We start from the raw sequence: 15,310 nt of genomic DNA, 5'->3' as shown, positions 1-15,310 counted from the left end.
GCAGCCTCCTTGTCGTACGTCAGCCACACAGGGGAGAGGAGAGAGGAGAAAGAAGCGAGGTGGGCGAGACGGCGGGCGGGGGTCCGGCGTCCCCCGCCCGCCGCCGGTCAGTCGCCCTTCGTGGGCAGTTCCTTGATCCGGACGTCGCGGAAGGACACCTGGTCGTCGGCTCCATGGTTCTGGAGGCCGATGTGTCCGTCGCGCAGGCTTCGTACCGGATCGGTGTTGGTGAAATCGTTGATCTTCACGCCGTTGAGCCAGACGCGGAGGCGCTCGCCCTCCACGCGGATCTCGTACGTGTTCCACTCCCCCGGCGGGTTCAGCGCGCGGTCGCGCTTCTTCAGGTCGGCGGACTGGAAGCTGTACACGGCCCCGGTGGTGCGGTCGGGGGCGTCGGTCGCGTCGATCTGGATCTCGTAGCCGTTGTTGACGGCCGACCAGGGGTCGTCGGACTCCGGGAACCCGACGAACACTCCGGAGTTGTCGTCCCCGGCCACCCGCCAGTCCAGCTTCAGCGAGTACGAGCCGAACCCGGAACCGGCGTACCAGAGCATCCCCAGGCCGTCGTGCGACGTCAGCGTGCCGTCGTCGCTCAGCGAGAACGAACCCGGGCCCGCCTGTTTCCACGCCGCCAGCGACTCGGCCGTGCCGTCGAAGAGCGGCCGGTAGCCGTTCTCCGGGCGGCAGTCGGCCTGGGCGGCGCCGATGGCGTACCGGATGCCACCCAGCAGGTGCTGTCGGAAGGCGGGTTCGGCGTAGGACTCCTTGGTATGGCCGCCCCCGGTGTAGAAGGCGCGGCCGCCCCGGTACTCCTGGCACCAGGCGATCGGATGGTCGCCGCTCATCGTGCCGCCGGTGTACGAGGACTCGTCGAGCGAGGCGAGGACGTGGGCCCGGTCGCGCGGATTCGAGCGGTAGTTGTACCACTCGTCCATGCGCTCCCAGGATCTCGGGAGCCCCGAGGTCGCCGGGTGGGAGCGGTCCTCGACGGTGACCGTCGCGGGCTGGATCGCGGGGTGCGACTGGAAGTACGCGCCCGCGAGGCCGCCGTAGAAGGCCCAGTCGTACTCGGTGTCGGCGGCCGCGTGGATGCCCACATAGCCGCCGCCCCGCTTGATGTACCGCTCGAAGGCGGCCTGTTGGGTGGTGTCGAGGACGTCACCGGTCGTCGAGAGGAAGACGACGGCGTCGTACCGCGCCAGGTTGCGTGCGGTGAAGGCGCCCGCGTCCTCCGTGGCGTCGACCGTGAAGCCGCCCGTGGCCCCGAGCTCCCGTACGGCCGCGATCCCCTCGGGGATCGAGTCGTGCCGGAAGCCCGCGGTCTTGGAGAAGACCAGCACCCGGCTCCTGTCGGGCCCGTCCGCGCCCTTCGACGCCGCCGGTCCCGACACGCAGCCGAGGAGCAGGGCGGCAGCGGCACCCACGGTCAGCATGCGTATGGATGTGCGCATGACCGTCACCCCCCGTCAGCTCGTCGTGAAGGTGAAGTCGTCCACGTCGTAGAGCGCTCCCGTGCCGCTTCCCTTGAAGACGAGGTAGAGCGTGGTGGTGCCGCGCGGGGCGTTCGCGAGATCGGCGCTCACGTCCTGGAAGGTGTCCCAGCCACCCGTCACCGGTACGGTCGCCCGGCCCAGCGTGCGGCCGGTCGGGGAGCCCGCGCGGATCTCGAGGGTGCCGCCCGCGCCGGCGGAGGACACACGTGCCGTGATCTTCTGGGCGTCGCTCAGGGAGTAGGGCGTGAAGGAGATCCAGTCGCCGTTGTCGATGTCGCCGACGGTTTTGCCGCCGTGCGCGGTGGTCTTCGACTGGACGGTGATGCTGGAGGCCTTGCCGTAGTGCTCGGCCTGGCGGTGCTTGGGCTGGAGCACGTTCTGGTCGTGGGTGGTCAGCGGGGCCTGGCCGCCGCCTCCGCCGTCGGTGTACTCGGCGTCGAGGACTCCGAAGATGTTGGCGTCCTGGTCGTGGCCGCCGTCGGCACTGGTCTGGAGGGTGCCGGAGCAGCCGTTGGCCGAGGTGAGCGGGTGGCCGTGGCTGTCGTGGCCGAGGATGAAGGTGACCTTCACCTTGGCGCAGTCGATGGCTCGGCCGTCCTCGGGGTCGGTGACCTTCACCTTGAAGGGCACGGGGTCGCCGAAGCTGAAGAGCTGACCGTCACGCGGTTGTTCGATCACGACCTTGGGTGCGGTGTTGCCGACCACGATCTGCACGCTCGCGCTGCCGGTGCGGCCGGTCGCGTCCTTGGCGGTCACCGTCGCCGTGTAGGTGCCGTTCGTCCTGTACTTGTGCGAGGGGTTCGCCGCCGTCGACGTACCGCCGTCGCCGAAGTCCCAGCTGTAGGTGAGGGCGTCCCCGTCCGCGTCGGACGAACCGGCCGAGGAGAAGCTCACCTTGAGCGCGGCCTGCCCCGAGGTGCGGTCGGCCGCGGCCTGCGCGACGGGCGAGTGGCCGTCGGTGGCGTTCTCGATGCGGTAGAGGCCCGAGTTCTCGTCGCCGCCGAACCAGGCTGTGCCGTAGTCGAGGACGTACAGGGCGCCGTCCGGTCCGAACGCCATGTCCATCACCTGCGTGCCGGTCCACGGGACGGAGTTGATGGACTGCACCGTGCCGGCGGAGTCGCTCGCGATCCGCTTGATCCAGCGGCGGCCGAACTCTCCGGCGAAGAAGTTCCCGTCGTACGCCTGCGGGAACTTCACGGGCGAGTCGAGCGAGGCGTCGTAGTGGTAGACCGGGCCGCCCATCGGGGACTCCGAGCCGCTGCCGAACTCCGGCACGGAGGCGCCGTCGTAGGGGATCCAGGCGGGCTGGGCCGGGGGCAGGTCCGTCAGTCCCGTGTTGTGCGGGGAGGTGTTCTTCGGGGCGTTGCAGTCGAAGGCGGCGCCGGAGGTCTTCGTCGCGAAGTCGTAGTCCACGTAGGCGTCGTTCTTGCCCGTGCAGTACGGCCAGCCGAAGTTGCCGGGGCCGGTGACGCGGGCGAACTCGACCTGGCCGCCGGGGCCGCGTGCCGGATCGGCCGCGCCGGCGTCGGGGCCGTAGTCACCGACGTAGACGATGCCCGTCGCGTTGTCGACGCTGAAGCGGAACGGGTTGCGGAAGCCCATCGCGTAGATCTCGGGCCGCGTCTTGTCCGTGCCGGGCGGGAAGAGGTTGCCGTCGGGGATGGAGTACGAGCCGTCGGCGTTCACCTTGATGCGCAGGATCTTGCCGCGCAGGTCGTTGGTGTTGCCGGCCGAGCGCTGGGCGTCGAAGACCGGGTTGCGGTCGGGGCGCTCGTCGATGGGCGTGAAGCCGTCGGACTGGAAGGGGTTGGAGTCGTCCCCGGTCGACAGGTACAGGTTTCCCGCCGCGTCGAAGTCGATGTCGCCGCCGACGTGGCAGCAGATGCCGCGGGTGGCCTGGACGTCGAGGATCTTCTTCTCGCTGGCGGTGTCGAGGGTGCCGTCCGTCCTGAGGACGAAGCGGGAGAGACGGTTGACGCCGTCGAAGGGCGCGAAGTCGGCCGCCGTGCCCGTCTCGGGGGCGTCGCCCGCCGGGGTGTTCAGGGGCGGCGCGTAGTAGAGGTAGATGAAGCGGTTGTCGGCGAAGCCCGGGTCTATGCCGACGCCTTGCAGGCCTTCCTCGTCGTGCGTGTAGACGTCGAGCTTGCCCGCGATCTTTGTGTTTCCGGCCGCGTCGGTGAGGCGGAGTTCGCCGTCGCGCGAGGTGTGCAGGACCGAGCGGTCGGGGAGCACGGCGAGCGACATGGGCTCGCCGACCTCGGGCTCGCCCTTGGCGAGGGTGACCTGCTGGAAGTCCTCCGCCGCTGCCGTGTTCCCCGGGGCGGCGACGGCTGCGCCGGCCGGGGGTGCGGTGAGGGTGAGCGAGGCGGCCGCGAGCAACGCGCCGCTCAGCAGGGCGAGCGCTCGGCGGAATGCGGGGCGTCGTCTGTGGGTCTCGGTTCTGTCGGTGTGGGTGGCGCGGTCTTTCCCGTGCACGAATGCCTCCAGAAAGGGGCTGGTTGTACGAGCGGGTGCTTGCGCCGGGGTGCGCCGTCACCCCGGAGACACAGGAGAAGTCAGTCGTTGCTGCCGAACGCCGCGTCGAAGGATCCCGACGGCGGCTCGAAGTCGTACGCCTTGAGACGGGTCAGGGCCTCGGGTGCGCCCTGGAGCCGGTCCATGCCGGCGTCCTCCCACTCGACCGAGACGGGGCCCGTGTAGTCGATGGAGCGGAGCATGCGGAAGACGTCCTCCCAGGGGACGTCGCCGTGGCCGGCGGACACGAAGTCCCAGCCGCGCCGGGGATCGCCCCAGGGCAGGTGCGAGCCGAGGCGACCGTTGCGGCCGTCGAGCCGCTTGCGGGCTTCCTTGCAGTCGACGTGGTAGATGCGGTCGCGGAAGTCGTAGAGGAAGCCGACCGGGTCCAGGTCCTGCCAGACGAAGTGCGAGGGGTCGAAGTTCAGTCCGAACGCCGGTCGGTGGTCGACCGCCTTGAGCGCGAGCTGTGTCGTCCAGTAGTCGTAGGCGATCTCACTCGGGTGGACCTCGTGCGCGAACCGCACGCCCTGCTCGTCGAAGACGTCCAGGATGGGGTTCCAGCGCGTCGCGAAGTCCTCGTAGCCACGGGCGATCATCGACTCGGGGGCGGGCGGGAACATCGCGACCAGGTGCCAGATCGCCGAGCCGGTGAAGCCGACGACGGTGTCGACGCCGAAGGCCGCCGCGGCGCGCGCGGTGTCGGCGATCTCGGCGGCGGCCCGCTGCCGTACGCCCTCGGGTTCGCCGTCGCCCCAGATCCGGGCGGGCAGGATCGCCCGGTGCCGCTCGTCGATGATGGCGTCGCAGACGGCCTGGCCGACCAGATGGTTGGAGATCGCCCAGCACTTGAGGCCGTACTTGTCGAGGAGCGCGTGCCGGGAGTCGATGTACGAGGGGTCCGCGAGCGCCTTGTCGACCTCGAAGTGGTCGCCCCAGCAGGCGAGTTCAAGGCCGTCATAGCCGAAGTCACGGGCGAGGCGGCAGACCTCTTCGAGGGGCAGGTCGGCCCACTGGCCGGTGAAGAGTGTGAAGGTGCGCGGCATGTCCGGGGCCTCCTCAGACCGCGATGGGTGTGTAGACGGAGTTCTTCTCGGCGCTCTCCTCCACCGCCGCGAGGACGCGCTGCACCCGCAGCCCGTCGGCGAAGGACGGTTCGGGGCGCCGGCCGGCGGCGATGGCCCGTACCAGGTCGCGGGCCTGGTGGGTGAAGGTGTGCTCGTAGCCGAGGCCGTGGCCCGGCGGCCACCAGGCTGCCAGGTAGGGGTGGTCGGGCTCCGTGACGAGGATCCGGCGGAAGCCCGCGTGCGTGCCGGGTTCGGTGTGGTCGTGGTACGCGAGCTCGTTGAGCCGTTCCAGGTCGAAGGCGAGCGAGCCGCGCTCGCCGTTGAGTTCGATGCGCAGGGAGTTCTTGCGTCCGGTCGCGAAGCGGGACGCCTCGAAGGAGGCGAGGGCGCCGGAGGCGAAGCGGCCGGTGAAGAGGGCGGCGTCGTCGACGGTGACGGTGCCGACGCCCCCCGCCCGCGGGTTCGTCGCCGATACGGCGGTCAGTCCGCTCGACACTCCGCCGGGCAGCGGGCGCTCCCGTACGAACGTCTCGGTGAGCGCGGAGACCCCGACGACCGGCTCGCCCGCCAGGTACTGGGCGAGGTCGACGATGTGGGCCCCGAGGTCGCCGAGCGCGCCCGAACCCGCGAGCTCCTTGCGCAGCCGCCAGGTGAGCGGGAACTCCGGGTCCACCAGCCAGTCCTGAAGGTACGTCACCCGTACGTGCCGCAGGGCTCCGAGCCGGCCCTCGGCGACCATCTTCCGGGCGAGCGAAGTCGCGGGCAATCGACGGTAGTTGAAGCCGACCATGGACATCTGGCCGCGGGCGAAGGCTGCCTCGGCGGCCTCCGTCATCGCCTCCGCCTCCTCGACCGTGTTCGCGAGGGGCTTCTCGCACAGTACGTGTTTGCCGGCGGCCAGGGCGGCGAGGGCGATCTCGGCATGGCTGTCGCCGGGGGTGCAGATGTCGACGAGGTCGACGTCGTCCCGGGCGATCAGGGCCCGCCAGTCGGTCTCGGCCGCCGCCCAGCCGTGCCGGTCGGCCATGGCCCGCACCGCGCTCGCGTCCCGGCCGCAGACGGCGGCGAGGACCGGGCTGCGCGGCAGGTCGAAGACGCGGCCCACGGTGCGCCAGCCCTGGGAGTGGGCGGCGCCCATGAAGGCGTATCCGACCATGCCCACCCCGAGCGTCGGCTTGCCCGCCTTCGCCTCGGCCCCGGGCCCGGAAGCGAGCCCCGCCTCCACCCCGGCTGCCTCGCCCTGGTGCGGCTGTCCCATACGGATGTCCTCCTCGTCGTCGTGACGCTGTGGGGGGTGTGAGCGGGGCGGATCACCTGAAGCCGGTGGCCAGGTACTGGCCGACGTTGTCCTTGTCGACGACGGCCGAGTAGAGCGTGAGTGAGACCGGGATCTCGAACTCGGCGAGCCCGCCGATGCCCTTGCCCTGGCCGAGCGCGCGAGCGAGGTCGATCGCGGAGGCCGCCATGGTCGGCGGGTAGAGGACGGTGGCCTTCAGGACGCTGTTGTCGGCCTGGATGGCCTGGAAGGCGGAGAGCGCGCCCGCGCCGCCGACCATCAGGAAGTCCTCGCGTCCGGCCTGCTTGATGGCGCGCAGCGCGCCCACGCCCTGGTCGTCGTCGTGGTTCCACAGCGCGTCGAACTTCGGCTGGGCCTGAAGCAGTTGGGCCATCTTGGCCTGTCCGGACTCGACAGTGAAGTCGGCGGCCTGGCGGGCCACCTTCTTGATGTTGGGGTAGTTCTTCAGGGCCGCGTCGAAGCCCTGGGTGCGCTGCTGGGTGAGTTCCAGGTTGTCGAGCCCGGCGAGTTCGATGACCTTGGCGTCCTGCTTGTCCTTCAGCTTCTCGCCGATGTAGTGGCCGGCGCTGAGGCCCATGCCGTAGTTGTCACCGCCGATCCAACAGCGGTATGCCTGCGGGGTGTTGAAGATCCGGTCGAGGTTGACGACCGGGATGCCCGCGCGCATCGCCTTCAGGCCGACCTGGGTGAGCGCCTTGCCGTCGGCGGGCAGCACCACCAGGACGTCGACCTTCTTGTTGATCAGAGTCTCGATCTGGCCGATCTGCGCGGCCGTGTCGTTGGAGCCCTCGGTGATCTCCAGTGTCACGTCCGAGTACTTCTTGGCCCGGCTCTTGGCGTTGTCGTTGATCGCGTTGAGCCAGCCGTGGTCGGCCTGCGGACCCGCGAAGCCGATGGTGATGTGCTTGCCGGGCTTGTCGTCGGCGGCCGGTTGACTGTTCGCGGCCGTCTTCTCGTTCTTGGTGTCGTTGCTGGTGCAGCCGACCAGGAGGGCGCCGGCCGAGGCTGCGGCGGTCCCGAAGAGGAGCCCTCTGCGGCTCGTGAAGCTGGTGGAGCTCGTGGATTCTGGCATGGCGGTGGGCCCTTCCCGTGTCAGGTGCTGCTGGCTCCCGTGTCAGGTGCTGCTTGCTGCCGTACGCCGCTGGACCAGGACCGCCGCGACGATGATCGCGCCCTTGGCGATCTGCTGGACGTCGCTCTGCAGGTTGTTCAGCGCGAAGATGTTGGTGATCGTGGTGAAGATCAGGACACCGAGCACCGAGCCGGTGATGGTGCCGCGGCCCCCGCTGAGCAGGGTCCCGCCGATGATCGCGGCGGCGATGGCGTCGAGTTCGTACAGGTTGCCGTTGGTGTTCTGGCCGGAGCCGGACAGGATGATCAGCAGGAAGGCGGCGATGCCGCAGCACAGTCCGGAGAGCAGGTAGAGGTACAGCCGCTGGCGCCGTACGTCGATGCCGGCGAGCCGGGCCGCCTCCGCGTTGCCGCCGACGGCGACCGTGCGGCGACCGAAGGTGGTGCGGTTGAGGATCAGCCAGCCGATGATCGTGACGACGGCGAAGACCAGGACCAGCGGCGGGATGCCGAGGATGTACGAGTCGCGTTCGCCGAGCTTCAGGATCCCGTCGATGGTGACGATCTGGGTCTTGCCGTCGGTGATCTGGAGGGCAAGGCCGCGGGCCGAGGCGAGCATGGCGAGCGTCGCGATGAACGGGACCATCCCGCCGTACGCGATGAGCAGGCCGTTGACCAGGCCGCAGCCCACGCCGACGAGCACCGCGGTGAAGAGGATGCCCGCGAAGCCGTACTCCTGGGTGGCGACCGTCGTGGCCCACACCGAGGACAGCGCGACGATCGCGCCGACGGACAGGTCGATGCCGCCGGAGGTGATGACGAAGGTCATGCCGACGGTGACGACGCCGATCACCGAGGCCTGGGTGAGGACGAGTTGGAGGTTTCGGGTGTCGAGGAACTCGTCGGGCTTGGTGATACCGCCGATGACGATCAGGGCGACGAGTACGCCGAGCAGCGAGAGGGTGCGGACGTCGGCGCGGGCCGCGAGGGTGCGCCACGCGGGGAGTTCGCTCATCGGCTGCACTTTGTCGGTGCTGCCCCGGGGCGGGGACACGGGCTGCGTCATGAGGCCGGGCTTCCTTCCATGACAAGGTCGAGTACGCGGTGTTCGTCGAGCTCCCGGGCGGGCGCCGTGTGCACGACGTGGCCCTCCCTGAGCACCAGCACGCGGTCGGCGAGTCCCAGCACCTCGGGCACCTCGCTCGACACGAGCAGGACGGCGAGGCCTTCGTCGGCGAGGCGCCGGATGACCGCGTACAGCTCGGCGCGGGCGCCGACGTCGACACCGCGGGTGGGTTCGTCGAGCAACAGGACGCGGCAGCCGCGCAGCAGCCAGCGGGCCAGGACGGCCTTCTGCTGGTTGCCGCCGGACAGCGTCCGGATCGGGACGGACGGGTTGTCGGGGCGCAGCGACAGTTCGCGGGTCGCTGCGCGGGCGGCGCCTCGCTCGGCGCTCCGGTCGATCCAACCCCCGCGTGAGAAACGGGACATGGAGGACACGGAAACATTGCGGGTGACGGACTCCAGCATCAGCAGGGCCTGCGCCTTGCGCTCTTCGGGGGCGAGTCCGAGTCCGGCGCGGACGGCGGCGCGTACGCTGCCGGTCCGCAGCGGCCGGCCATCCACACTGACTCGACCGGCCGTCGGCTTGCGGGCCCCGTAGATCGTCTCCAGGATCTCGGAGCGCCCGGAGCCGACGAGACCGGCCAGGCCGACGATCTCACCGGGGCGCAGTTCGAGGTCGAGGGGCTCGAACTCGCCCGCGCGTGCCAGTCCTTGGACCCTGAGCACCGGCTCGGACGAGGGTCCTCGCGTGGGCCGTTCGGGGAAGACGTACTCGACGTTGCGGCCCGTCATCAGCGCCACCACCTCGCGCGTCGGGGTGGACTTCGCGGGCAGTCCACCCGCCACCGCGCGGCCGTCCTTCAGTACGGTCACCCGGTCGCCGATGCGGCGGATCTCCTCCAGCCGGTGCGAGATGTAGACGACGGCGACACCGTCCGCGGTGAGGTCGCCGACGATACGGAAGAGGTTGTCGACCTCGTCGGGGTCGAGGGCGGCGGACGGTTCGTCCATGACGATGAGGCGTACGTCGTGGGAGAGGGCCCGCGCCATGGAGACGATCTGCTGCTGGGCGGCCGACAGCTCACCGACGAGGCGCGCCGGATCGATCTCCGGGTGGCCGAGTCGGCGTAGCAATTGCGCCGTTGACGCCTTGGCCGCCTTTCCCCGTACGACGAAACCGGCGGCGGTGGGTTCATGGCCGAGGTGGACGTTCTCGGCCACCGACAGGCCCTCCACCAGGTCCAGTTCCTGGTAGATGGTGGCGATCCCGAGGCGCATGGCGGCGATCGGGGAGCGGAGCGTGACGGGTTCGCCGCGCCAGCCGATGGTGCCGCCGTCGGGCTGGTGGGCGCCGGCCAGGACCTTGATGAGGGTGGACTTCCCGGCCCCGTTCTGGCCGAGCAGACAGTGGACCTCGCCGGCCTGGACGTCGAGGTCGACGCCGTCGAGGGCCCGGACTCCGGGGAACGACTTGGTGATGCCGGACATGGTGAGGAGCGGTGGTTCTGGTGCCATGACGGTTCCCCTTGGCGGGCGTGCGGGCCGGTTTCAGGGCGGTGCGCTCGCGGAGCGGGCGTTTTCGGGCAGGGCAGAGCAGGGCGCTGTACAGGTGGGGTGCTTGGGTGGGGTGACCTTGGGTGCGGCTCTGGAAGTGCTACGTGCGGCTCTGGAACGAGTGGCTCGTGCGGCTCTGGAAGGAGTGCTTCGTGCGGCTCTGGAACGAGTGGCTCGTGCGGCTCTGGAAGGAGTGCTTCGTGCGGCTCTGGAACGGTTACGCGGGCGAGAACAGGTGGTCGCTGATGAGACGGGCCGCGCCGATGACCCCGGCGGTCGGCCCCAACTCCCCGAGCACGATGGGTAGGTTGCCGGTCGCCAGCGGCAGCGACTGGCGGTACACCTGGGTGCGGATCGCGGCGAGCAGTGTGTGGCCGAGGCCGGTGACGCCGCCGCCGATCACCACCAGGCCGGGGTTGAAGAACGAGACGAGGCCGGCGATGACCTGCCCCGTGCGGTTGCCGCCCTCGCGGATCAGCCCGAGGGCGGTGGCGTCGCCCGCGGCGGCCGCGGCGGCGACGTCGACGGCGCTCAGCGTTCCCGCCGCCTCCAGCCGTGCGGCGAGCTCCGCCGAAAGCCCCTGCTGGGCGGCCTCCGTGGCGTCCCGGGCGAGCGCGGCCCCGCTGAAGTGGGCCTCCAGGCAGCCCCGGTTGCCGCAGGCGCACGGACGCCCGTCGGGCACGGCCTGGATGTGACCGATGTCGCCGGCGCTGCCCGTCGTACCGCGGTAGACCTCACCGCCGACGACGATGCCGCAGCCGATGCCGGTGCCGATCTTGACGCAGAGGAAGTCGCCCACGGAGCGTGCGACGCCCGCGTGCTGCTCCCCCATCGCCATCAGGTTCACGTCGTTGTCGACCATGACGGGGCAGCCCAGGTCCTGGCTGAGCGCCTCGCGGACCGGGAAGCCGTCCCAGCCGGGCATGATCGGCGGTGCGACCGGAACGCCCTCGGGGAAGCGGACCGGACCCGGGACGCCGATCCCTGCGCCGTCGAATTCCTCCGCGAGCCCCGACGACCTCAACTTGGCGGCCATGGACAGGACTTGCTCGAAGACGGCGACCGGCCCCTCGCGGACGTCCATGGGCTGGTTGATGTGCCCGAGGACCTCCAGTTCCGCGTTGGTGACGGCCACGTCGATCGAGGTGGCCCCGATGTCGACGCCGAGGAAGCGCAGCGCTGGGGCGAGCCGGATGTTGTGGGAGCGGCGGCCGCCGCGGGATGCGGCGAGGCCGTCGGCGACCACGAGCCCGGTCTCCAGGAGCCGTTCCACCTCGACGGCCAGTTTCGACCGGGAGAGGTCGATCTGGTCGCCGAGCTGGGCCCGGGAGTTGGGGCCGCCGTCGCGCAGCAGGCGCAACAGTCGCGCCTGGTGCGCGTTCGCGGGTCGTGCCGTCATGCGTCTCACGAGCCCCTCCCCGCCTCAATCGGCCAGTATCCAACGGGTTTTGGCCACATCACCGTGGCTTGCTTTCGTTGGGAACGTAGCAGCGGCTGCCGGGAGTGGGAAGAAGTTGCGCAGAGATTGCCGCCAACTTTCTCCACTGAGTGGACAAAGAGAGACCCGGACGTGGTCCGTCCGGGTCCCAGGGGGAGCGCACGAATGAGGTGGGTTACTTCTCGGAGGGTTACTTCTCGCGCTCGTGGTACGTCTTGCGCGTGTGCTCCGTGTGGGCGCGCATGACCTGGGTGGCGCGGGGTTCGTCGCGGGCTGCGATGGCCGCGATGAGGTCGCGGTGCTCGATCCAGGACTGGTGGCCGCGCTGCCGGGCGACCGGGGTGTAGTACCAGCGGACCCGGCGGTCGACCTGGGCGGCCAGCTCGGCGAGGACCGCGTTGCCTGCGAGCTCCATGACCTTCGCGTGGAAGCGGGCGTTCATCGCGACCGCGCCGTCCACGTCGTCGTCGGCGACCGCGCGCTCACCCTCGGCGCACAGCTCCTCGAGCGCGGTGATGCCGGCGGTGCCCGCGTTGGCGGCGGCGAGCCGGGCGGCCTCGGCCTCCAGCAGCGTACGGACCGTGAGGAGCTGGTCGGCCTCCTCCTCGGTCGGCTCGTGCACGAAGGCGCCCTGGGCGGGCCGAAGATCGACCCACCCCTCCGTGTTCAGCCGCTGGAGCGCCTCGCGGACCGGCTGCCGGGAGACGCCGAGATGCCCGGCGAGCTCGCTCTCGACCAGGTGCTGGCCCGGCTGGAGGGCGCGGGTCGTGATGAGTTCGAGCAGCGCCTCGTAGACACGGTCGCGCAGCGGGCCTGGCCGTTCGAGCTTGGGCACCGCCCCCGGCGGCAGTCCTGTCGACAACATCGGGGTCCCCTCCTGCCGAGCCGTCCCGTCACCGTCACCGTCGTCGGAAAGCAGATGCCAGTCACCGGAAAGCAGGTGTCAACAGACAGTATCGATTGTCTTTCGTCTACAGTCTACGGCGCACCATGGCCAGGCCCGGGGAGAGTCGGACGCGTCACACCCGGTCGTCCACGCACGTCAGGGGCAGCGGACGACCTGTCCCGCGTACGAGAGGTTGCCGCCGAAGCCGAAGAGGAGCACCGGGTCGCCGGTGCTGATCTCGCCGCGTTCGACGAGCTTGGAGAAGGCGAGCGGGATGCTGGCGGCGGAGGTGTTCCCGGAGTCGACGACGTCGCGCGCGACGACGGCGTTCACGGCGCCGATCTTCGCGGCGAGGGGTTCGATGATGCGCAGGTTCGCCTGGTGCAGGACGACCGCGGCGAGCTCCTCGGGCGAGAGCCCGGCCCGCTCGCAGGCCTGCCGGGCGATCGCCGGGAGCCGTGTCGTCGCCCAGCGGTAGACGCTCTGCCCCTCCTGCGCGAACCGCGGGGGCGTGCCCTCGATGCGTACGGCGTGCCCCATCTCGGGCACCGATCCCCACAGCACCGGCCCGATGCCGGGCTCGGTGCCGGGAGCGGCGGCCTCGACCACCGCGGCCCCCGCCCCGTCCCCGACCAGGACACAGGTCGTACGGTCGCTCCAGTCCGTGACCTCCGACATCTTGTCCGCGCCGATGACGAGGGCGCGGGTCGCCGCCCCCGCGCGCACGGCGTGGTCGGCGGTGGCGAGCGCGTGCGTGAAGCCCGCGCAGACCACGTTGACGTCCATCGCGGCCGGGGAGGGCACGCCGAGTCGGGCGGCGACCCTGGCGGCCATGTTCGGGGAGCGGTCGATGGCCGTGGAGGTCGCGACCAGTACCAGGTCGATGTCGCCCGCGGTCAGACCGGCCGCCGCGAGCGCCTTGGCCGCGGCGTGCGCGGCCAGCTCGTCGACGGGCTCGTCGGGACCGGCGATGTGGCGCGTGCGGATGCCCACCCGGCTCGTGATCCACTCGTCACTGGTGTCGACCAGGCCCGCCAGGTCCTCGTTGGTGAGTACCTTGGCGGGCTGGTAGTGGCCGACGGCCGCGATGCGTGAGCCGTTCATTGGGGGGTCTCCCTCATTGCCTTGGGTAGGGGGATCCTCCAGTCTGATCAGTGACTCGCGGGTACGACGGCAGGTGTTGCCACAGGAAAGCGGCGTCAGGCTTGTCGGCTTCTGTCAGACCTTCGGACGTCCTGACAACGTCCGCACGCACGCCCGGCCTCGCAGTCCGTACACCGGCCGTTAGTTACCCCGTGAACAGCTGCTTGGCCTTCAGGACGAGCTCGTACAGGCCGTAGCAGAGCGGCGCCCCCACCCACAGCCAGGCGAAGGCGATCAGCGGACGGCGGTCAGGCGGACTGCTGGGGCTGGACGGAGTCGTCATCGGCGGCCTCCCTCGGGGCGGGGATGTGGTGGCGGGCATGGACGGGTCGCACCAGCTCATTGGCGACGAACCCGACGACCAACAGCCCGATCATGATCAGGAACGAGGTGTCGTAGAGCTGCGCACCGTGCTTGCCCGCCTCCTTCTGGCGGTCCGCGATCCAGTTGACGATCAGCGGCCCGAGGACGCCGGCCGTGGACCAGGCGGTGAGCAGCCGGCCGTGGATGGCGCCGACCTGGTAGGTGCCGAAGAGGTCCTTCAGGTAGGCGGGAATCGTCGCGAAGCCGCCGCCGTAGAAGGAGAGGATCACCAGGGCACAGACGATGAACAGGGGCTTGGAGGAGTCCCCGAACTGCGATATCAGCAGATACATGATCGCGCCCACGCCGAGGTAGAGGCGGTAGATGTTCTTGCGGCCGATCAGGTCGGACGTGGAGGACCAGCCGATCCGGCCCGCCATGTTCGCGGCCGAGAGCAGCGCCACGAAGCCCGCGGCGGCGGAGACCGACACCGGCGTCGAGGTGTTCGCGAAGAAGTCCGTGATCATCGGGGCGGCCTTCTCCAGGATGCCGATGCCCGCGGTCACGTTCATGCAGAGCACGACCCACAGGCACCAGAACTGCGGGGTGCGCACGGCGCTGTTCGCGGACACCTGCACCCCGTCGAGCGGCGCGGGTCCGGCCTTGACCGGCGGTTTGTCGCCGCGCGGCACCCGCACCAGCAGGACGCCGAGCGTCATGAAGACGGCGTACGACAGCCCGTGCACGAGGAAGGCGAGCGCGATGCCGGAGGAGTCGGAACCGAAGGACTTCAGCATCTGCGCGGACCACGGCGAGGCGATGAGCGCACCGCCGCCGAAGCCCATGATCGCGATGCCGGTGGCCATGCCGGGCCGATCCGGAAACCACTTGATCAGGGTCGACACGGGTGAGATGTAGCCGATGCCGAGGCCGATCCCGCCCACGAAGCCGTAGCCGAACACGATCAGCCAGTACTGCTCGGTGGCGGCGCCGAGCGAGGCGATCAGGAAGCCGGTGGAGAAGCAGACCAGGGCGACGGTCATCGCCCAGCGCGGTCCGTTGCGCTCGACGAGGGTGCCGCCGAACGCGGCGGACAGTCCGAGCATGACGATGCCGAGCTGGAAGGGCAGCGCGCTCTGGGTCCCGCTGAGGCCGAGCGCGGATTCGAGCGGCGGCTTGAAGACGCTCCAGGCGTACGCCTGGCCGATGGAGAGGTGGACGGACAGTGCGGCGGGCGGGACGAGCCAGCGGCTCCAGCCGGGTGGCGCGACAGGGGGACTCATGATCCCGGACGATAGGAAGCGGTTGCCCGGTTGTGAAGCCGTTCGACGCCAACTCGTCGACGGTATGCGGTGAGCGGTATCCATCGCGCGACGAACGGTCGGCCGGCCCTCACGGTGGTCCGTCGAGGTGCTGCGCGAAGCCTTGCCGCCCTAAGTTCCATACTGTAGACAATATTTCGTCGACAGAGTTCGG

General features: G+C 70.2%; 12 protein-coding genes. All 12 read right to left on the bottom strand.

All coding sequences use genetic code 11. The features are described 5' to 3' along the window. Nucleotides 1–107: 107 nt before the first annotated feature. Nucleotides 108–1,451 carry a ThuA domain-containing protein gene (locus tag AAFF41_RS38465; protein ID WP_343325412.1) on the bottom strand — a complete coding sequence of 448 codons (1,344 nt, stop codon included), beginning with the start codon at nt 1,449–1,451 and terminating at the stop codon, nt 108–110. A 15-nt stretch (nt 1,452–1,466) separates the two neighbouring features. Next, a complete protein-coding gene (locus tag AAFF41_RS38460) occupies nt 1,467–3,971 on the bottom strand; it encodes a PQQ-dependent sugar dehydrogenase (RefSeq protein ID WP_343325411.1) in 2,505 nt (834 codons plus the stop codon). 80 nt (nt 3,972–4,051) lie between these two features. Beyond that, on the bottom strand, nt 4,052–5,056 hold the full coding sequence (locus AAFF41_RS38455; protein ID WP_319749514.1) for a sugar phosphate isomerase/epimerase family protein: 1,005 nt from the start codon (nt 5,054–5,056) through the stop codon (nt 4,052–4,054). Nucleotides 5,057–5,069: 13 nt separating this feature from the next. Continuing rightward, the gene (locus tag AAFF41_RS38450; RefSeq protein ID WP_343325410.1) at nt 5,070–6,335 is read right to left on the bottom strand and encodes a Gfo/Idh/MocA family protein; all 1,266 of its coding nucleotides are present in this window, start codon (nt 6,333–6,335) and stop codon (nt 5,070–5,072) included. Nucleotides 6,336–6,387: 52 nt separating this feature from the next. Beyond that, nucleotides 6,388–7,446, bottom strand: a complete 1,059-nt coding sequence (locus tag AAFF41_RS38445; RefSeq protein WP_319749516.1) for a substrate-binding domain-containing protein — start codon at nt 7,444–7,446, stop codon at nt 6,388–6,390. A 42-nt stretch (nt 7,447–7,488) separates the two neighbouring features. Next, on the bottom strand, nt 7,489–8,511 hold the full coding sequence (locus AAFF41_RS38440; protein WP_319749517.1) for an ABC transporter permease: 1,023 nt from the start codon (nt 8,509–8,511) through the stop codon (nt 7,489–7,491). Continuing rightward, on the bottom strand, nt 8,508–10,025 hold the full coding sequence (locus AAFF41_RS38435) for a sugar ABC transporter ATP-binding protein (protein WP_319749518.1): 1,518 nt from the start codon (nt 10,023–10,025) through the stop codon (nt 8,508–8,510). The genes AAFF41_RS38440 and AAFF41_RS38435 overlap by 4 nt, the downstream gene beginning before the upstream one ends. A 256-nt stretch (nt 10,026–10,281) precedes the next feature. After that, nucleotides 10,282–11,463, bottom strand: a complete 1,182-nt coding sequence (locus tag AAFF41_RS38430) for an ROK family transcriptional regulator (RefSeq protein ID WP_054230091.1) — start codon at nt 11,461–11,463, stop codon at nt 10,282–10,284. A gap of 229 nt (nt 11,464–11,692) precedes the next feature. Next, complete coding sequence (locus AAFF41_RS38425; RefSeq protein ID WP_319749519.1) at nt 11,693–12,367, bottom strand: GntR family transcriptional regulator; 675 nt, start codon at nt 12,365–12,367, stop codon at nt 11,693–11,695. Nucleotides 12,368–12,544: 177 nt separating this feature from the next. Then, nucleotides 12,545–13,492 carry a beta-ketoacyl-ACP synthase III gene (locus AAFF41_RS38420; RefSeq protein ID WP_054230089.1) on the bottom strand — a complete coding sequence of 316 codons (948 nt, stop codon included), beginning with the start codon at nt 13,490–13,492 and terminating at the stop codon, nt 12,545–12,547. 184 nt (nt 13,493–13,676) lie between these two features. After that, the gene (locus AAFF41_RS38415) at nt 13,677–13,814 is read right to left on the bottom strand and encodes an MFS transporter small subunit (protein ID WP_165853968.1); all 138 of its coding nucleotides are present in this window, start codon (nt 13,812–13,814) and stop codon (nt 13,677–13,679) included. Continuing rightward, a complete protein-coding gene (locus AAFF41_RS38410) occupies nt 13,780–15,117 on the bottom strand; it encodes an OFA family MFS transporter (RefSeq protein ID WP_097287074.1) in 1,338 nt (445 codons plus the stop codon). The genes AAFF41_RS38415 and AAFF41_RS38410 overlap by 35 nt, the downstream gene beginning before the upstream one ends. Nucleotides 15,118–15,310 lie beyond the last annotated feature (193 nt).

Origin of the sequence: Streptomyces mirabilis, from assembly GCF_039503195.1 — a bacterium.
GTDB classification, from domain to species: domain Bacteria; phylum Actinomycetota; class Actinomycetes; order Streptomycetales; family Streptomycetaceae; genus Streptomyces; species Streptomyces mirabilis_D.
Note: the sequence above shows the minus strand (reverse complement) of the source record. Positions and strands in the feature narration are given on the sequence as shown.